Source organism: Streptomyces sp. XY431 (assembly GCF_001279805.1).
GTDB classification, from domain to species: Bacteria; Actinomycetota; Actinomycetes; order Streptomycetales; family Streptomycetaceae; genus Kitasatospora; species Kitasatospora purpeofusca.
Map to the genome: position 1 here is coordinate 25,049 of NZ_LGDO01000489.1, position 18,632 is coordinate 43,680.

The 18,632-nt window shown below is 72.4% G+C and carries 15 protein-coding genes and 1 pseudogene; 9 read left to right on the top strand and 7 right to left on the bottom strand.

Annotated elements, in window-relative coordinates:
- Positions 1-68: 68 nt before the first annotated feature.
- The gene (locus ADK60_RS33510; RefSeq protein WP_053650702.1) at positions 69-1,001 is read right to left on the bottom strand and encodes a hypothetical protein; all 933 of its coding nucleotides are present in this window, start codon (positions 999-1,001) and stop codon (positions 69-71) included.
- A 263-nt stretch (positions 1,002-1,264) separates the two neighbouring features.
- On the opposite strand from ADK60_RS33510, the gene ADK60_RS33515 reads away from it, so the two are divergent.
- Positions 1,265-1,927 (top strand): papain-like cysteine protease family protein, encoded by a 663-nt coding sequence (locus ADK60_RS33515; RefSeq protein ID WP_053650703.1) that lies wholly within the window; start codon positions 1,265-1,267, stop codon positions 1,925-1,927.
- Positions 1,928-1,935: 8 nt separating this feature from the next.
- Entirely contained in the window at positions 1,936-2,802 is an 867-nt protein-coding gene (locus tag ADK60_RS33520; protein WP_053650704.1) for a hypothetical protein, read from the top strand.
- A gap of 70 nt (positions 2,803-2,872) precedes the next feature.
- On the opposite strand, the gene ADK60_RS33525 is transcribed toward ADK60_RS33520, so the two are convergent.
- Both ADK60_RS33525 and ADK60_RS33530 read right to left on the bottom strand, forming a co-directional pair.
- Positions 2,873-3,529, bottom strand: a complete 657-nt coding sequence (locus ADK60_RS33525; RefSeq protein ID WP_079008907.1) for a TetR/AcrR family transcriptional regulator — start codon at positions 3,527-3,529, stop codon at positions 2,873-2,875.
- 8 nt (positions 3,530-3,537) lie between these two features.
- Positions 3,538-5,154 (bottom strand): MFS transporter, encoded by a 1,617-nt coding sequence (locus ADK60_RS33530; RefSeq protein WP_063783344.1) that lies wholly within the window; start codon positions 5,152-5,154, stop codon positions 3,538-3,540.
- 307 nt (positions 5,155-5,461) lie between these two features.
- Here ADK60_RS33530 and ADK60_RS33535 point away from each other — a divergent pair, with 307 nt between their 5' ends.
- Complete coding sequence (locus tag ADK60_RS33535) at positions 5,462-6,010, top strand: hypothetical protein (RefSeq protein ID WP_053650705.1); 549 nt, start codon at positions 5,462-5,464, stop codon at positions 6,008-6,010.
- Here ADK60_RS33535 and trhA read toward each other — a convergent pair.
- Positions 5,981-6,664: a PAQR family membrane homeostasis protein TrhA gene (gene trhA, locus ADK60_RS33540; protein ID WP_045940402.1), complete on the bottom strand. Its 684-nt coding sequence runs from the start codon at positions 6,662-6,664 to the stop codon at positions 5,981-5,983. The genes ADK60_RS33535 and trhA overlap by 30 nt on opposite strands.
- 275 nt (positions 6,665-6,939) lie before the next feature.
- Here trhA and ADK60_RS33545 point away from each other — a divergent pair, with 275 nt between their 5' ends.
- Complete coding sequence (locus ADK60_RS33545) at positions 6,940-8,766, top strand: phosphoenolpyruvate carboxykinase (GTP) (protein WP_053650706.1); 1,827 nt, start codon at positions 6,940-6,942, stop codon at positions 8,764-8,766.
- 181 nt (positions 8,767-8,947) lie between these two features.
- Here ADK60_RS33545 and ADK60_RS33550 read toward each other — a convergent pair whose 3' ends face one another.
- Complete coding sequence (locus ADK60_RS33550; protein WP_045940404.1) at positions 8,948-10,162, bottom strand: pyridoxal phosphate-dependent aminotransferase; 1,215 nt, start codon at positions 10,160-10,162, stop codon at positions 8,948-8,950.
- Between the two features lie 111 nt (positions 10,163-10,273).
- The gene (locus tag ADK60_RS45265) at positions 10,274-11,056 is read right to left on the bottom strand and encodes a hypothetical protein (protein WP_159400696.1); all 783 of its coding nucleotides are present in this window, start codon (positions 11,054-11,056) and stop codon (positions 10,274-10,276) included.
- A 151-nt stretch (positions 11,057-11,207) separates the two neighbouring features.
- Between ADK60_RS45265 and ADK60_RS33560 the strand changes: the two genes are divergently transcribed.
- A complete protein-coding gene (locus ADK60_RS33560; RefSeq protein ID WP_053650708.1) occupies positions 11,208-11,927 on the top strand; it encodes a prepilin peptidase in 720 nt (239 codons plus the stop codon).
- 139 nt (positions 11,928-12,066) lie between these two features.
- On the opposite strand, the gene ADK60_RS33565 is transcribed toward ADK60_RS33560, so the two are convergent.
- Complete coding sequence (locus ADK60_RS33565; RefSeq protein WP_053650709.1) at positions 12,067-13,686, bottom strand: chitinase; 1,620 nt, start codon at positions 13,684-13,686, stop codon at positions 12,067-12,069.
- A 429-nt stretch (positions 13,687-14,115) separates the two neighbouring features.
- Between ADK60_RS33565 and ADK60_RS33570 the strand changes: the two genes are divergently transcribed.
- The 4 genes and pseudogenes from ADK60_RS33570 to ADK60_RS45270 all read left to right on the top strand — a co-directional run.
- The gene (locus ADK60_RS33570) at positions 14,116-14,910 is read left to right on the top strand and encodes an isoprenyl transferase (protein ID WP_078896623.1); all 795 of its coding nucleotides are present in this window, start codon (positions 14,116-14,118) and stop codon (positions 14,908-14,910) included.
- 294 nt (positions 14,911-15,204) lie between these two features.
- On the top strand, positions 15,205-16,539 hold the full coding sequence (gene phoH2, locus ADK60_RS33575) for an RNA 5'-3' helicase PhoH2 (RefSeq protein WP_045940783.1): 1,335 nt from the start codon (positions 15,205-15,207) through the stop codon (positions 16,537-16,539).
- A gap of 465 nt (positions 16,540-17,004) precedes the next feature.
- Positions 17,005-17,775, top strand: coding sequence for an aggregation-promoting factor C-terminal-like domain-containing protein (locus tag ADK60_RS33580; protein WP_045940782.1), 771 nt, complete (start codon positions 17,005-17,007; stop codon positions 17,773-17,775).
- Positions 17,776-18,263: 488 nt separating this feature from the next.
- Positions 18,264-18,632 (top strand): annotated as a pseudogene (locus ADK60_RS45270) (hypothetical protein); the annotation flags it as partial.

The window sequence follows — 18,632 nt, forward strand, 5'->3', positions numbered from 1 at the left end:
GGGGGGCGGTCCGCAGCCGGGGCGGTCCGCAGCCGGTACGACCGGTGGCCGGAGCCGGGGCGGTCCTCCTACTCCCAGTCCCAGCTGATGCCCAGGATGCAGGGCCGCAGGGCGGTCGCGACCAGGTGGACGCAGTGGTGGCCGTCGAGGGTCAGCTCCTCGGTCTCGTAGGGCCGTTCGGCGGGGGAGCGGCGGGCGAAGCGGTGGCAGCGGACGGGGAGTGCCTCCGGGTGGAAGGTGACCTGGAGCACGTACTGTCCGGCACCCGAGTTGAAGCCCCGGACGTACTCGCAGCTGGGGGTGGGGGACGGGGCGTCGTCGAAGCCGTAGCCGAGCAGATGGGTGTCGCCCGCGCGCAGCCGCCGGTCCAGCAGGAGTTCGGCGACCAGCAGGTCGTGGGCCTGGTCACGGCGGATGCGGCCGGGGCGGCAGTTCTCCTCGGCGCGGACCCCGACCCGGGTGATGTCGCTGCCCGGGTCGCCCTGGTGGATGGCGAGGTAGCGGTCGATCCCGTCCCGGTGGGCGCGCAGGGCGTGCTGGGAGTCGCGGCGCAGCAGCTGGCGGTCGGCGCCGATCCGGATCCGCTCGATGTGGGTGATGGTGTGCAGGCCGGTGTCGCGCGGGCTGGACAGCTCGGTGAGCAGGTCGTCGACGGCGGTGGCCGGGCTGATGAGGTCGCGGTAGGGGCGGACGGGCGGGCCGGCCGGCTCGGCGGGTGCGCCGCGCCGGGGGCCCAGCAGTCTGGTGAGGGAGTGCGCGGGGAGGTCCAGGACCCGCTCCAACTCCCTTACGGCGCGCAGCGACTCCGGCCGCTCGGGGCGGCGGTGGCCCTGCTGCCAGTAGCTGAGGCTGGTGACCCCGATGTGGACGCCGCGCAGCGCGAGGTGGTCGCGGACCCGGTGCAGGGCGAGGCCCCGGACGGCGATGGCGGTGCGCAGGGCGAGGTAGAACGGGCCGGTCCGCAGCGCGGTGGCGAGGTCGGGGTGGTCGGTCCGCTGCATGCGGCCTCCTCGGGTGGCGGACGGGGCGGGCCCGGTCGGTCGTGAATATTCACATGTGGAGGGGGGTTTGTCACCGGTCGGGGCGTGACTGGCAGGGGTTCCCGGGCCGGCGTTCACAACGGGGCGGGTGCGTTCACACCCGGCGGAAGGGGTGCCGAGGGGCGTTGACCGGCCATGTCAACAGCGCGATGCTCGGTGGCGCGATCCGGACCGCACCCCCACACCTCTCGACTCCTCTGCCTGTCGCAAGGAGGAAATCCCCCATGTCAGTCGCACGGACACGCCTGCGCCGCACCGTCTCGGTGCTCGCACTCGGCGTCCTCGGCCCGGCGCTCAGCGTCGCGGCCGTCACCCCGGCCCAGGCCACCCCCACGGCCTCGTCCGCCCCCGTCCAGGCCCAGCGGGTACAGCCCGCCGCCGCAGGTGCCACGGCCGATCTGGCCGGCACCTTCAAGAAGCTCAACATCACCATGCAGCAGCAACAGCAGACCAACTGGTGCTGGGCGGCGAGCGGCAACACCATCGCCACCTGGTACGGCTACACCTACAGCCAGAACCAGTTCTGCAACGCCGCGTTCGGCCGTTCGACCAACTCCGGCTGCCCCAACAGCCAGGCCACGCTGGGCGATGTGCAGAACGGCCTGAGCTGGGTCGGCATCAACCCGGGCTCCTACGTCACCGGCTATCTGCGCTACAGCACGGTGCAGACCGAGGTGAACGCCAACCGGCCGATCGAGACCCGGATCCAGTGGAGTTCCGGCGGCGGCCACATGCACGTGGTCTACGGGTTCGACACCTCCAACAACTGGGTCTACTGGGGCGACCCGTGGCCGTCCAACACCCGCTACAACTGGGCGGACTACAACTACTACGTGTCGAACGGCACGTTCTCCTGGACCCACTCCCTGTACCGGATCGGCGCGTGAGGGGCGACATGAGCAGCATGCGTGATGCCGCGGCCGTCCGCGGCGCGACGGTCGTCCTGCTGGCCGCCGGCCTCGGCCTGGCCCTCGCCCCGGCCGCCTCCGCGGCCGGACCCGGCGGGGTGCCCGAGCCGGTGCCCGCGGCGGAGCTGGCCCAGGCCCGCGGCGCGGTCCAGAGTCCGGCGGTGCTGGACCAGTTGGGCCGGTTCTTCGCCCGCAAGGGTGCCCCGCAGACCGGGCAGCTCACGGTCGGGGCGGACTCCTCGGGCACCGCGGACGCCGCCGCGCCCAGGCTGACCGGTGACACCGTGCCGGTGTACCTGCTGGACGCGGACTTCGTGTCCGGCTCCCCGGGTGCCCCGGTGGCCCGGGCCGAGTTCACCGCGAGCAAGGTGGTCGCGGCGGACGGCCGGATCGCCTCGGTCTGGACGGTCAAGCAGAACGGCGGCTGGCGGGTCGTCAACATCGCCACCGGCGGCGACGAGAGCGACTACGCGGCGCGGGCGGCGGCCGGCGGCGGTGGTACGGCGTTCCGCGAGCCGCAGATCAACGCCTGGTACGTGCTGCGGGACGGCCGGGTGCTGCCGCTGGACGAGGAGGCGCGCCGCTCGGTGGGCGAGGCCGGGGTGAGCCTGGCCGCGTACCAGGGGCTGGTCCGGCAGCGGTACGGCGACAAGCTGCCCGGCTCGGCGTACGACCGGGCGGGCAAGGGCGGCGGCTACGAGCCCGGCGCCCCGCGGGCCGCCGGTACTCCGGTGAACGGCGGCAGCGCGCTGCCGGCCGTGACGGCGGTCGCGGCCCTGGGCGTCACCGCGCTCGCGGGCGCGGGCCTGGCGCTCCGGCGGCGGACGGCGGCGCGGGCGGTGGACGCGCGCTGAGGACCGGAGCGGACGGCGAACAACGGACCGGCGGCGGGGCGGAAGCCCCCGCCGTCGGTCCTGCCGTGCGTCATGACCCGGCGAACCCGTCCTCCAGGATCGCGAAGGTGCGGTGGACGAGTTCGGCGATGTCCTCGCTGCCGCCGCTCTCGGCCCACTGCAGCACGGTCTCCGTGGTGGCGGCGCCGATCGCGGCGGCGGTGATCCGCATCGCGAAGGTGGGCTCCCGCACTCCGGCCCGCCGGGTCAGCACGGTGAGGTAGAGCCGCTGCGGTTCGTTGCCGGTGTCGATCATCCGGGCGCGCAGCGCGGGTACGTCCTTGGTCAGCCGCATGCGGACCAGCAGTTCCTCGCGCTCGTGCTCCAGCAGTTGCCGCAGCAGCCCGATGAGGGCCTCCCGGCAGGACCGCAGGAACGGTTCGTCGGCGGGGCGGGCGAGCAGGGCGTCGATCATCGCCGGGTCGTACTCGTCGGTGAGGACGAGGTCCTCCTTGGTGGCGAAGTACCGGAAGAAGGTGGACGGGGAGACCTCGGCGGCGGCCGCGATCTGGTCGACCGTGGTGTTCTCGTAGCCCTGTTCGGCGATCAGCCGGTAGGCCTCGCGCCGGATGGTCTGGCGGGTCTTCAGCTTCTTCCGCTCGCGCAGCGACAGCGGCGCCTCCAGCATCGCCTGGATCGGGTTGCCCGGTCCGGCCGGAGGTGCCGTTGCCGACTGCGGTGCGCTCATGTCTTCGATTATCCGTGATCGGTCGCGGGCACGACGGCCTCCCCCGACTCTCCCGGTGCCCCGGCGGGTGAGGCCGGTCCGGCGGTGGCCCCGGCGCCCCCGACAGCGGCCCCGGCCGGTTCGGCGGCCGGCATCCGCAGCGCCACGAGCACAGCGGACAGCACCGCGATCACCCCGGAGACCAGCAGGACGACCGTCATTCCGTGCACATAGGCGCCGTGCGCCGAGGCGGCCAGGGCGGGGTCGCCGGTCGCGGCGGCGACCGCGTCGGCGGCGACCACCGAGCGTCCGGCCCGCTCGGCCGCGCCCGCCGCGAGTCCGCCGGTGTCCAGCGCCCCCCGGTAGGAGTCGGCCAGCAGGCTGCCGAAGACGGCCACTCCGATCGCGCCGCCGACCTGGCGGAAGGTCTGCAGCAGCCCCGAGCCGACGCCGGCCCGGGCGGGCGGCAGGGTGAGCAGGGCGGTGGCCTGCGCGGTGATCAGGGACAGGCCCATGCCGACCCCGAGCAGGGCGAGCCAGACCGCGGCGAGGGCGTAGCCGTCCGAGACCTCGGTACGGCTGCCGAGGAGCAGCGCGCCGGCCAGTACGGCCAGCCCGAGGACGATCACGGTCCGGGGGCCGGTCCTGGCGACGAGCCGGTCGCTGAGCCGGGCGGCCACCATCAGGCCGAGCATCATCGGCATCAGCCGCAGGCCGGTACCGAAGGCGTCGGCGCCGAGAACGCTCTGGAAGTACAGCGGGAGGACGAAGAAGGCGCCGAACAGCACCAGTGACACCAGCGTCGCGGCCACCGTCGACCAGCGGAAGCCGCCGTCGGCGAGCAGGGTCAGATCGAGCATCGGGTCCTGTTGCCGCCGGCTGCGCAGCACCAGCGCGGTGAGGGCGACCAGCGCGCCGCCGACCGTGCCGAGCACCAGCGGGTCGCTCCAGCCGCGCTCGGGGCTCTCGATGATGCCGTAGGTGAGCGCGGCCAGTCCGCCCGCGCCGAGCAGCGTGGCGGGCAGGTCGATCCGGGGCGCGGCCGGGTTGCGGGTCTCCGGCAGCAGCAGGGTGCAGGCGGTGATGCCGATCACGACCAGCGGCAGGTTGATCGCGAAGATCGCGCCCCACCAGAAGTGCTGGAGCAGGAAGCCGCCGATCAGCGGACCGAGCGGGGTGCCGACGGCCAGCGAAGCGGCCAGGATCGCGGTGGCGCGGCGCTGCTCGGCGGGCGGGAAGAGGCCGGGGATCACCGCCATGGACATCGGCATGACGAGCGCGCCGGCCAGGCCCATCGCGGCCCGGGCGGCGATCAGTGTGCCCGGGCTGTCGGCCAGCATGCCGACGGCCGAGGCGAGGCCGAACAGGGCGAGGCCCAGGGTGAGGGTGAAGCGGCGGCCGAACCGGTCGCCGATCAGCCCGGCCGGGAGCATCACCGCGGCGAACACCACGGTGTAGGAGTCGACGATCCACTGCTGCTGCCCGGTGGTGGCCTGGAGCTGCGAGGCGAGCGTGGGCAGGGCCACGTTCAGGACCGTCATGTCGAAGCTGATCACCAGGACGCTGAGTGCGACCGCGACGAGGGCGAGCCAGCGCCGTGGGTCCGGCCCGGGTGGGGCCGCCTGGTCGGTGGGCGGGGTGGACACGGGAACCTCCGGGGCCTGCGAAGGGAGTCTCTGTCAAATGACAGTAACTACCAAAAGATGGGCCCCGTCAATGCCGGATCACGGTTCCAAGTTGACTACGCTCCGTGATGTGTCCTGGAAGTGCGCGTTCCGCACGGGGAATTGACGCAACGTTGATCTGTCGTTCGCCGCTTTCGGGCGGTTACGGGTGACTGTCGGTAGATACCATGTGGCCGTCGGTCAGTGCGGGCCGGTGCGTGCCGAGAGCGGAGAAGGGGTGGGGCGGCACGGGCCGACCACGAGCCCGGCGCAGGAAGGGGAAGCCGAAATGGCCGAGCGGGAGTCGGGCGCCCAGATCTGGGGTGCCGCAGTGGTGGTGGCTTCGGCGCTGGCCGTGGTCGCGGCCTATCTGATCAACGGTGCCGCGCTGGTGCTGGTGGTCGCCGGGGTCGAGGTGCTGCTGCTGATGGTGTACGTGGGCCGGCGCTGGCGGCTGCTCCGCCAGGCGCCCGAGCCGGACCGCCGGGCGGCGCCGAAGGGCCATCGGACGGCGGGCGGCACGGTGGACGCCGCGCACTGCGAGCGCTGCCGCCGGGCCCGGGAGGCGATCGACGCGCGGCAGGCGGGGCGCCAGCCGCGGATCCCGCACGCGCACGACCGTCACGATCACCATGACCACCACGACCGGTCGCGCGAGCGCCGGCGCGAAGGGTCGCACGAGCATGCCCCGCACGAGCGCGGGTCGCACGAGCACGCGCCGCACGAGCGCCCGGTCCGGGAGTGGACAGCGGAACGGGCGGCCGTCCGGTCGCACGACCGGTCGACCGCCCGTCACGGGGCGCCGGGCTCAGCCGGCCGCGCTGTAGGCCACCAGTGAGACGCCGACGTACTGGGTGATGAAGGCCCCGAGGGTGAAGGCGTGGAACACCTCGTGGAAGCCGAACCAGCGCGGTGACGGGTCGGGCCGCTTGAGCCCGTACACCACGCCGCCGATGCTGTAGAGCACCCCGCCGACGATCATCAGCACGATGACCGCGACCCCGCCCGCGTGCAGGAAGTCGGGCAGGAAGAACGCGGCGGCCCAGCCCAGCGCGATGTACACCGGCGTGTAGAGCCAGCGCGGCGCACCGACCCAGAAGACCCGGAACGCGATCCCCGCCAGCGCACCGCCCCAGACCGCCCAGAGCAGCAGCTGCCGGGCGGCGCCGTCCAGCAGCAGGATGGTGAACGGCGTGTAGGTGCCGGCGATGATCAGGAAGATGTTCGCGTGGTCCAGCCGGCGCAGGATCGCGTCGCCGCGCGGGCCCCAGGTGAACCGGTGGTAGACCGCGCTGACCCCGAAGAGCAGCCAGGCGCTGGCCGAGTAGATCGCGCACGCGACTCTCGCGGGCCCCGGTTCGGCCAGGCAGATCAGCACGATCCCGGCGGCGACGGTGGCGGGGAACATCGCGGCGTGCAGCCAGCCGCGCCACTTCGGCTTGAGCGGCGCAGGCTCCGCGCTCTCCAGGAGCTCAGCAGTCATGAGCCGCATGCTACCCGCTACCTACGGATCCGTAGGTTACTCGGTCGTAGGAAGTGGCGCTCATCACGACTTGGACGTTTTGGAGCATTGGTGGAGGGGGTGGAGGGGGCCCGAGGCCCCTTGGGGTGGTCTGCTACTGGCTGGTAATCATCCTTACTGTAGTAAAAGATGCGTCAACTTTGCCTTCTTGCCGCGTTCCGGCCCAAGGTGCGGAGCTACGCTGCAAGCACCCTCAACCCCCGCTACGCCGTCTCCCCGCCGGGATGGCGTGAAACGGAGCGATCGTGTCGAACGAGAACTCGGCTGCTCTCAGCGCCGCGCCGACCCGCCACCAGCGTCTGCTGGCGTGGGTGCGCGAGATTGCGGAGATCACCCAGCCGGACCGCGTCGAATGGTGCGACGGTTCCGAGGAGGAGTACCAGCGCCTCGCGGACCTGCTCGTCGCCCAGGGCACTTTCAAGAAGCTCAACGAGGACAAGCGACCCAACTCCTACTACGCCGCCTCCGACCCCACGGACGTGGCGCGGGTCGAGGACCGGACCTTCATCTGCTCCGAGCAGGAGAAGGACGCCGGCCCGACCAACCACTGGAAGGCCCCCGCCGAGATGCGGGAGATCTTCCAGGGCGAGCAGGGCCTGTTCCGCGGCGCCATGAAGGGCCGCACCATGTACGTCGTCCCCTTCTCGATGGGCCCGGTCGGCTCCCCGCTGGCCGCGTACGGCGTCGAGATCACCGACTCCGCCTACGTCGCGGTGTCGATGCGCGTGATGACCCGCATGGGCCGCGCGGTGCTGGACCAGCTCGGCGAGGACGGCGACTTCGTCAAGGCCGTGCACACCGTCGGCGCCCCGCTGGCCGAGGGCCAGGCGGACGTGCCGTGGCCGTGCAACAGCACCAAGTACATCTCGCACTTCCCGGAGACCCGCGAGATCTGGTCCTTCGGCTCCGGCTACGGCGGCAACGCCCTGCTGGGCAAGAAGTGCTACGCGCTGCGCATCGCCTCGACCATGGCCCGTGACGAGGGCTGGCTGGCCGAGCACATGCTCATCCTGAAGCTCACCCCGCCGTCGGGCGAGGTCAAGTACGCGGCCGCCGCCTTCCCGTCGGCCTGCGGCAAGACCAACCTGGCGATGCTCCAGCCCACCATCCCGGGCTGGAAGGTCGAGACGATCGGCGACGACATCGCCTGGATGCGCTTCGGCGCCGACGGCCGCCTGTACGCCATCAACCCCGAGGCCGGCTTCTTCGGCGTCGCGCCGGGCACCGGTGTCGACACCAACGCCAACGCGATCGACACCCTCTGGGGCAACACCGTCTTCACCAACGTCGCGCTCACCGACGACGGCGACGTGTGGTGGGAGGGCCTCACCGACGAGAAGCCGGCCCACCTGATCGACTGGCGGGGCGACGACTGGACGCCGGAGTCCGGCACCCCGGCGGCCCACCCGAACGCCCGTTTCGCCGTCCCGGCCGCGCAGTGCCCGACCATCGCCCCCGAGTGGGAGGACCCGGCGGGTGTGCCGATCTCGGCGATCCTGTTCGGCGGCCGCCGGGCCACCGCCGTCCCGCTGGTGACCGAGTCCTTCGACTGGCAGCACGGTGTCTTCCTCGGCGCCAACATCGCCTCCGAGAAGACCGCCGCCGCCGAGGGCACCGTCGGCGAGCTGCGTCGCGACCCGTTCGCGATGCTGCCGTTCTGCGGCTACAACATGGGCGACTACTTCGCCCACTGGCTGAAGATCGGCGCCTCGGCGGACGCCGCCAAGCTGCCGAAGATCTACTACGTGAACTGGTTCCGCAAGAACGCCGACGGTCAGTTCGTCTGGCCGGGCTACGGCGAGAACAGCCGCGTGCTGAAGTGGATCGTCGAGCGCCTGGAGGGTGACGGCGCGGGCGTCGAGACCCCGATCGGCGTGCTGCCGACCGTCGAGGGCTTCGACCTGGACGGCCTGGAGCTGTCGAAGGAGGACCTCGACCTGCTCTTCACCGTCGACGCCGACATCTGGCGTCAGGAGGCCGCGCTCGTCCCGGCGCACCTGGAGATGTTCGGTGAGCACACGCCCGCCGAGCTGTGGGACGAGTACCGAGACCTGGTCGCCCGCCTCGGCTGAGCCTGAGCCTCAGCAGGAGCGGTAGAGAGGCCGGTGTGCCGCACGAAACGCGCACCGGTCAGCGACAGGACGGCCGGAGACCCGACGGACGATCTTTCCCCGACCAAGGAGATCGCCCGACCGGGGCTCCGGCCGTAGCGCTTTTCCGGGCACCCCGTGGTGCCTCGTGGCAGGCACTGCCCTACGGCTGGGTGTAGCCGCTCAGGAAGACGCCGATCCGGGTGACCGCGTCGGTGATCTCCTCCGCGCGCGGCAGGGTGACCAGCCGGAAGTGGTCCGGCTCGGGCCAGTTGAAGCCGGAGCCCTGGACCAGCAGGATCCGCTCGGCCCGCAGCAGGTCGAGCACCATCCGGGCGTCGTCCTTGATCTTGAACACCTTCGGGTCCAGCCGGGGGAAGGCGTACAGCGCGCCCCTCGGCTTCACACAGCTGACCCCGGGGATCTCGTTGAGCAGCCGGTACGCGGCGTCCCGGGACTCCAGCAGCCGCCCGCCGGGCAGCACCAAGTCCTTGATCGACTGCCGTCCGCCGAGCGCCGCGGCCACCGCGTGCTGGGCCGGCATGTTGGCGCACAGCCGCATCGAGGCCAGGACGGTCAGGCCCTCGACATAGCTGCGGGCCCGGGTGCGGTCCCCGGAGAGCACCATCCAGCCCGAGCGGAAGCCCGCCACCCGGTAGGACTTGGACATGCCGTTGAAGGTGACGCAGAACAGGTCGGGGGCCAGGGTGGCCAGCGGGACGTGCTCGGCGTCGTCGTAGAGGATCTTGTCGTAGATCTCGTCCGCGTAGATCACCAGCTGGTGCCGGCGGGCGATCTCGACCAGCCCCTCCAGCACCTCGCGCGGGTAGACCGCGCCGGTGGGGTTGTTCGGGTTGATCACCACCATCGCCCTGGTCCGGTCGGTGACCTTGGCCTCGACGTCGGCGAGGTCCGGGTACCAGTCGGACTGCTCGTCGCAGCGGTAGTGCACGGCGGTGCCGCCGGCCAGCGAGACGGAGGCCGTCCACAGCGGGTAGTCCGGGGCCGGGACGAGCACCTCGTCGCCGTCGTCCAGCAGCGCGGTCATCGCCAGCTGGATCAGCTCGGAGACGCCGTTGCCGAGGAAGACGTCCTCGACCGTCAGGCCGTGCAGCCCGCGCTCCTCGTAGTGCATCACCACGGCGCGGCGGGCGGAGAGCAGGCCCTTGGAGTCGCCGTACCCGTGCGCGGAGGAGAGGTTGCGCAGGATGTCCTGGAGGATCTCCGGCGGTGCGTCGAAGCCGAACAGCGCGGGATTGCCGGTGTTGAGCTTCAGGATGCGGTGGCCCTGTTCCTCCAGCCGCATCGCCTCGTCGAGCACCGGACCGCGGATGTCGTAGCAGACATTGGCGAGCTTGCTGGACTGGATGACCTGCATGCCTGCCTACTTTAGGGGCACGAACGGGCGGCCCGGCGCGTGTCGTGGGACACCCGCCGGACCGCCCGGACGCTGCTGATCCGCCACCCCTTCGATCGGGAGGCGGAGGGCTCAGCCGGCCTTCCAGATCAGCGGCTGGGTGTCCAGAACGCTACCGAAGACGAGGAACTGCGGCGGGGTGCCGTCCGGAACGAGATAGACGGCACACTGCTGCTGGGTCTCCCCGTCGGCCAGGGTGCCCGGCTTCTTGCCGGTGTCGCACTGCGGGATCGACCGCAGGACGGTCGGGGCGGACAGGATGCCGGTGCCCTTGGGCTCGGTCTGCACCTTGAACCGCATCATGAAGTACTCGTCCTGCAGCGGGGCGCCGGTCCTGTTGGTGAAGTTGACCGTCACGTAGTACGGGGTCTTGCCCGCGGTGTCGGCCGGCTTCCAGTTGTACGGCGCGATCTCGGCCGCGGTGCCCTTGACCACCGAGACCGGTGTGACGTCGGCCTTGGTCTTGCCGAGGTAGCTGCCGGTGGCGGTGGGCGCGAGCGGGTTGTCGAAGGTGATCTTGCTGCCGCCGCCGCTCGTCCCGCCGATCGGGTTGCCGCTGGTAGCGGCCGAGGGCAGGCCGCCGGCGGTCGGGCTGCCGCCGCCGGCCGCGCCGCCCGCCGCACCGGCCGCGGGGGCCGAGGACGGGGCGGCGGCCGTCGGGGCCGCGGTGATCCCGCCGGCCGGGGCCGAGGTGGGCGCGGCGCCGGTCGGGGCGGCGGTGCTGCCGCCCGCCGGGGCGGAGGTCGGGGCGGCGGTGACGGCCGGGTCGTCGTTCTCCGGACCGCAGGCGGTCAGTGCGAGCGCGAGCGCGGCCACCGGAACGGCCGCGCGCAGAGTGCTCCGAAGCTTCGTCAAGGTATGTCTCCCCCGTGGATGATGTGGTCGGTGCGGCGCCGTGGATCCGAGGATCCGAGGTGCCGTCAGTGTCGGACGCGGACGGTGTCCGGTCGGTTCCGGAGCGGAACCTGCCGGATCGTACCGCCACCGGAGGACAAGGGGGCAAGCCGTGATCGCGATCGTGCTGGGAGCGGTCCTGGCGGGGCTGCTGGTGGCACCGGCCCTGCGCGGACTGGTGGTGCGGTACGCCGTGCCCGAGGAGCAGCCGTGGTGCCTGGCCTGTCCGGCCTGCGGGCGCGCCCTGCGCGGCCTGCCGCCCACCGGCGGCTGTCCGGGCTGCCGGACCGGACTCGGCCCGGGCCCGTGGCGGGTGGAGGCGGTCACCGCCGCCGCGGCCGCCGCCGCGCTCACCGCGGCCCACCCGGCGGACGCGGTGCTGCTGCTCTGGCTGGCCGGCCCCGGAGTGGTGCTCGGCTTCACCGACGCCCGGGTGCACCGGCTGCCCTACCCGCTCACCTGGACGCTGGCGGCGGGCCTCGCGCTGCTGCTGACGGTGCTGGAGCTGATGGACGGCAGCCCGGGGACGCTGCTGCGCTGCCTGCTGGTGGCGCTCTCGGCCGGGGTGCTGTTCGAAGTCCCGGTCCAGCTGGGGCGGATGGGCCCGGGGGACACGGTGCTGGCGCTCGGCCTAGGGGCACTGCTCGGCCGGTACGGCTGGTCCGCCGCGCTGGCCGGCCTGGCCGCCTTCGTGCTGCTGGCCGGGCTCTGGTCGGTCGGCGTCCTGCTGGTGGCCCTGGTGCGGCGCCGGCCGGTGCGCGGCCGGGAGGTGCCGCTGGGTCCGTTCATGCTGCTCGGCACCCTGGTGGCGGTGCTCGGGCACTCCGGCTGAGGCGCGGGGGCCCGGGTCCGCCGGTGTCCACCGGGGGACGCGGACGGGCCCGCCGTACCGGTCGGGTACGGCGGGCCCGGCGCCGGCGCGCAGGCCCCACCCTCAAGGGGAGGCGCGCCGTGGGGGTGCGGTCCTCGGGTTACGGCATCTGGTGGACGAACGGGCCGACCGTGTTGGAGAAGGCGTTCCCGTTGACGGAGTCCCAGTTGGTGGACCAGGTCATCGCGCCGCGGATGGTCGGCCACTTGGCCGGCGGGACGAAGCTGCCGCAGTTCTTGCCGGTGGCCAGGCAGTCCAGCGCGTTGTTGACGACGCTCGGCGCGACGTAGCCGCCGCCGGCCGCCTTGCCGGAGGCCGGGACGCCGATGCCGACCTGGTCGGGCCGCAGGCCGCCCTGGATGTGGGTGCAGACCTGCGAGGTGATGAAGTCGATGGTGCCCTGGTTGTAGACCTTGCCGTCGCAGCCGTTCATGCCGCCCGAGTTGTAGAACTGGGTGTTGACGACGGTCAGGATGTCCTTGGTCTTCAGCGCCAGCTGGAAGTAGGAGCCGGCGGTGGAGTACATCCCGATGGTCTCCGGGGCCATCGTCAGGACGAAGTTCGGGCCGACCTTGGCCTGCAGGGCGTGCAGCGCGTCCGCGAGGTAGGTCGCGTTGAGGCCGTTCTCCAGGTCGACGTCCAGGCCGTCGAAGCCGTAGTCCTTGATCACGGCGGCGGCGGTGTCGACGAAGGTGGCCGCCGCGGCGGCGTCGTTGACCTGGATGGCGCCGTTCTGGCCGCCGATGGAGATGATGACCTTCTTGCCGGCCGCCTGCTTGGCCTTCACATCGGCGCGGAACTGGGCGTCGGTGTAGCCGCCGAGACCGGCCGAGAGCTCGGCGTCCAGCTTGAAGGTGACGGCGCCGGGGCGGTTGGCGACGGCGTCGGCGAAGGACACCGCGATGATGTCGTACGCGCTCTGGACGTCGCTCAGCTTCTGGAGGTTGTTGCCCTTGTTGTCGAAGTTGTGCCAGTAGCCGGTGACGACGTGCTTGGGCAGCCCGGTGGTGGGGTTGCCGGTGCTGGTTGCGGTGGGGGTCGGGGTCGCGGTCTGGGTCGGCGTGGCGGTCGCCGTGGGGGTGGCGGTCGCGGTCGGGGTCGTGGTCGCCGTGGGGGTGGCGGTCGCCGTGGGCGTCGGCGTGGGGGTGGCCGTCGGGGTGGCGGTCGGGCTCGGGGTGGAGGTGCCGCCGGGGCCGCTCAGCACCACGTCGTCGGCGAGGTAGGCGCTCTGGCCGTACCAGCCGTGCAGGTAGACGGTGACGCTCCGGACGTTCGCGCCCGTGGTGAAGGTGGAGGAGAGCTGGTTCCAGCTGTTCTGGTTGGACCAGCTGCTCGGGTCGGTGCCGCCGGTGCCGCGCGCGCCGAGGTAGACGTAGGGGCCCTGGACCCAGGCGCTCAGGGTGTAGCTGGTGTTGGGCAGCACGCTGATGGTCTGCGTGCACTCGGCGGTGTCCGCCGCGCCGGGGGTGGCCTGCAGCGCGCCCGAGCCGGAGTGGACCGGCGTGGTGACGGCGCTCGCGGAGCCGGTACAGGTCCAGCCGCCCAGCGAGCCGTCGAAGCCGCCGTTGGCGACGAGGTTCCCGGCGGCCGCGTTGGCGCCCCCGGCGAAGAGGGCGAGGCCGGTGCCGGCCAGGGCCAGGGCGGTGGCGCCGGCCGCGAGGGCCGGGACGGGGCCGCGGCGGCGCTTGTGCGACGCGGGCCGGTTCAGCGTACGGGCCATGGAGGTGCGCTCCTGTGGGGGAGGAGCGGCCGCCGCGGTGGGGGGCGCGGCGGCCGCGTGTGGGGGAGGGGAGGTCCGCAGTACTGCCTCGAGAGGGGCGGTTCCGGTACGCCGTTCCGCCCTGGCACAAAAGCTGGACTAGACCATTGGGGGTCGTCAAGCATTGAACCGTCGGCTTACGGATTCCTTAAGGAAGGAGAGACCGTTCCGTATCCGGCCGCCGGGCGTTCCCCCGCCCGCCCCCGGGGCGCCGCACGGGTACGTTCCGGGTACGTTCCGGCCACCCGCGCCCGGCGCGCGGCGACATAGTCCGCACAGGACCGTGACCCTCCCGCGACCTGCGGCTTTCCCTGCCACCACAGCGCGGGAGTAGGCTGCGCCGGGGGTTCTGAAGCACCCGCTGAAGTGAGCACGGAGGGGCCGAAAACCATGGGTCTGCGCGATGTCGTCGAACGCACGCCGGGTCTGCGCGTCCTGCTGGACGGGATGTACGGCCTCTACGGCCGCCGGGTCGAGGTGCACCTCGCCCGCACTCCGCACCACATCGGGGTGATCCTCGACGGCAACCGCCGCTGGGCCAAGGCGACCGGCGGCTCCACCGCTTACGGCCACCAGCGCGGCGCCGACAAGATCAGCGAGTTCCTCGGCTGGTGCGACGAGACCCACGTCAAGGTCGTCACCCTGTGGATGCTCTCCACCGACAACCTCTCCCGCCCGGCCGACGAGCTGGTCCCGCTGCTCGGCATCATCGAGGACGCCGTCACCGGCCTGGCCGCCGCCCGCCGCTGGCGGGTCAACCCGGTCGGCGCGCTGGACCTGCTGCCGCAGCACACCGCCGACGTCCTGAAGCGCGCCGCCGACGAGACCGCGGGCATCGAGGGCATCACGGTCAACGTGGCCGTCGGCTACGGCGGCCGGCACGAGATCGCCGACGCCGTCCGCTCGCTGCTCCAGGAGCACGCCGGCCGGGGCACCTCGATCGAGGAGCTGGCCGAGGTCCTGGACGTCGAGCACATCGCCGAGCACCTGTACACCAAGGGGCAGCCCGACCCGGACCTGGTCATCCGCACCTCGGGCGAGCAGCGGCTGTCCGGCTTCCTGCTCTGGCAGAGCGCGCACAGCGAGTTCTACTTCTGCGAGGCGTACTGGCCGGCCTTCCGCAAGGTGGACTTCCTGCGGGCGCTGCGCGCCTTCGAGCAGCGCAACCGGCGGCTGGGGCTCTGACGGGGGCGTCGCCCTCGCGTCGTACCGCGGTGTATTCGCGCGCCGCGACGGTGCCCTCGCGACGCGTCGGGAAGCGGCGTCCTGCGGGGCGTCGGGATTGACCGCCGTAAGAGCTGGCCTACCCGGTGGCAGGGCGAGGCCAAACGTTCACCCGCAATGATCCGTCAGTTCTCCGGGGGCGCGAATGCACCGCCCCCCGCCTGGGAATACTCCGATCAGACCGGCTCCGAGGCCACCGGGGCAGCGGGGCCGGCTTGCCGCGGATGACGCAGGGTCATCCGCCCTGGAGGCCTAGTGGTCAGTTCCAAGAGCCGCCGGACACCAGACCGGCGGACGTACGTTCTCGACACCAGTGTGCTGCTGGCGGACCCGCTGGCCATGACCCGCTTCGAGGAGCACGAGGTCGTCCTCCCCGTGGTCGTGGTCACCGAACTGGAGGCCAAGCGGCACCACCCGGAGCTGGGCTATTTCGCCCGCCAGGCGCTGCGACTGCTCGACGACTTCCGGATCCGGTTCGGGCGTCTCGACGAGCCGATCCCGGTCGGCGAGCTCGGCGGTTCCATCCGGGTCGAGCTCAACCACTCGGACACCTCGATACTGCCGGTCGGCTACCGGGCCGGCGGCGGCGAGGCCGACACCCGGATCCTGGCGGTGGCACGCAACCTCCAGGCCGAGGGGTACGACGTCACCGTCGTCTCCAAGGACCTCCCGCTGCGGATCAAGGCGTCCTCGGTGGGCCTGCTCGCCGAGGAGTACCGCGCCGAGCTCGCGATCACCTCCGGGTGGACCGGCATGGCCGAGCTGCACGTGGCCGCCGACGACGTGGACGCGCTGTTCGCGGCCGGCCACGACGCCGGGGTGGACGTCGCCGGCGCCGACGAGCTGCCCGTGCACACCGGGCTGGTGCTCACCTCCGAGCGCGGCAAGGCGCTCGGCCGGGTCACCGGCGACGGCCGGGTCCGGCTGGTGCGCGGCGAGCGCGAGGCGTTCGGCCTGCGCGGGCGCAGCGCCGAGCAGCGGGTGGCGCTGGACCTCCTGCTCGACCCGGAGGTCGGCATCGTCTCGCTGGGCGGCCGGGCCGGTACCGGCAAGTCCGCGCTGGCGCTGTGCGCCGGTCTGGAGGCGGTCCTGGAGCGGCAGCAGCACCGCAAGGTGATGGTGTTCCGGCCGCTGTACGCGGTCGGCGGGCAGGAGCTCGGCTACCTGCCGGGCTCCGAGTCGGAGAAGATGAGCCCCTGGGCGCAGGCGGTCTTCGACACCCTGTCCGCCGTCACCACCCCGGACGTGATCGAGGAGGTCATCTCCCGGGGGATGCTGGAGGTCCTGCCGCTCACCCACATCCGAGGGCGTTCCCTGCACGACGCCTTCGTGATCGTGGACGAGGCGCAGTCGCTGGAGCGCAACGTCCTGCTGACGGTGCTGTCCCGGATCGGCCAGGGCTCGCGAGTGGTCCTCACCCACGACGTCGCCCAGCGCGACAACCTCCGGGTCGGCCGCTACGACGGCGTGGTGGCGGTGGTGGAGAAGCTGAAGGGGCACCCGCTGTTCGCCCACATCACGCTGACCCGCTCGGAGCGCTCGCCGATCGCGGCGCTGGTGACGGAGATGCTGGAGGACGTCCAGCCCTGATCCGGACTTTCCGGACTTTCCGGAAGCCAACGGGCAGTTAGGGACAAAACAGTCAAATCCCGGTATAGGGCCCGCTCCTGATGGAGCGGGCCCTTGTCCCTTTCATCACATCGCGTGGTTTCTGTCCGGTGAACGCCGGTACGGTGAATGTGACATCCGCCACGCAACAGGGAATTGCGTCGACAGTGCCCGGTGCGGCATGGTGAGGGTTCTGTCAGGCCCCGCGTACGGCATGGCAGGGCTTCCGGGAGACCGGGGGTCCGGCCCGGACGGTCCACCAACTCCGGTCGGTGGGCGCACAATTGAAGACCTGAGCCGTACGCCGCCCGATCACAACGCCCGGTCGCCTCACCTCGACCGGACGCCGGGTCAGTACCTCCCGTGACCAGCACCGTACGGAGGGCAGCGCCAAGGGGCATGTTGCGCCTGTACGGTCACGCGTGGGCGATGCTGGAAGGAATCCATGTGACTCGGATCTCGGTCCGGGGAGTTGCTGTCGCCTCCGCCACCGCCGTCACCGCAGTTGGTGCCGTGGTGGGTATGGCGTCGGGCAGCGAGGGCAAGACGACGCAGACGATTGATGTCGCCGGCGCGACGCTGCTTGCCGAAGTCCCCTCCGGCGCCCAGGCGCAGACCATCAGCGACAACATCGGCACGCAGGCATCCGCCCAGCAGGCCGCTGCCGACGCTGCGGCCAAGGCCGCAGCCGAGCAGAAGGCCGCCGAAGAGGCTGCGCGCCAGCAGGCCGCCGCCGAGGCGCAGGCCAAGGCCGACGCCGCCGCCAAGGAGGCCGCCGACGCTGCCGCCAAGGTCGAGGCGGAGAAGGCCGCGAAGGCTGCCGAGGAGAAGCGGAAGGCCGACGAGGCCGCCGCCAACCGCTCCAAGGCGCGTTCGGCGATGGCCGCCACCGACAGCGCTCCGTCGACTCCGCCGGTATCGGTCAGCCCCGGTTCGGTGCAGGAGCTGGCCCAGCAGATCATCGGCAGCGACTCGCAGTTCCAGTGCTTCAGCCAGATCGTGAAGCGCGAGAGCGGCTGGAACTACACCGCCACCAACAAGAGCTCCGGCGCGTACGGCCTGGTCCAGGCGCTGCCCGGCTCCAAGATGGCCTCGGCCGGCGCCGACTGGCGCACCAACCCGGCCACCCAGATCCAGTGGGGTCTCGGCTACATGAACAGCCGCTACGGCAGCCCCTGTGGCGCCTGGTCGTTCTGGCAGTCGCACCACTGGTACTAGGAACGCCCGCCGCGGCCCCCCGATCACGATCGGGGGGCCGCGGCGTTTCCGCTTTTCCGGGGTCGAGGCCGGGGCCGGAATGCTCCGGGTGCCTTGTCGCTCCGGGTGCCTGTCGGCCCGGGGAGCGGGCCGCGCCGCCCGGGTGGCGCTGACCATGGCGCCCACGGGCGGTGCGGTCCTGGTGCGGACGCGGGGACGGGGAGGGGTCCTGGTGGCTCCCCGCGCCGGCCGGTCCGCCGACAGTTGGCTCCTGGTTCCCGCTCGACTCCTCCCCGCTGTCCTGTGCCTGAAACCACCGGGGACATGATGGTTTGCCCCGGAATCACCCCCGGCCCGACCGGCCCCGGCCGCAAGAACCCGGGCGGATCCCGCTCACCCGGCGGACTCACCGCACCGCGGCCGGGTAGCGTCTATCCCTGACGGCCGTGGCGCGACCCACGGCGTGCCGCCGCATCGGGCGGCTCCGGCGGGGAGAAGTGGTAGCGAGCATGGCGCGGGGCGGAAAGGCCTTCAAGGCCGTGGCCAAGGGCATGGCCGTGGTGGCGAGCGCGGCCGCCGTCATCGAACGGCGCCGACGGGCCGCGATGGCGGCCGACTTCCACGACACTCTCCACCCGGTGGATCCGCTCGACCAGGTGGATCCGGCGGCTGCTCCGGCCGCCCGTCCGCTGCCCGGTCCGCGCGCTGCCGCCGTACCCGCGGCGGCCGCGACCGTCGTACCGTCCGGAGCGTCCGGGTCGACCGGCCCGGCTGCCGCGCCGGTCCCGGTGTCCGCCCCGGCCGCCCCCGCGCCGGTGGCCGCCCCCGCCGCCGCCCCGCTGCCCCCGCACGGCCACTTCGGCCGGCCCGCCACCCCC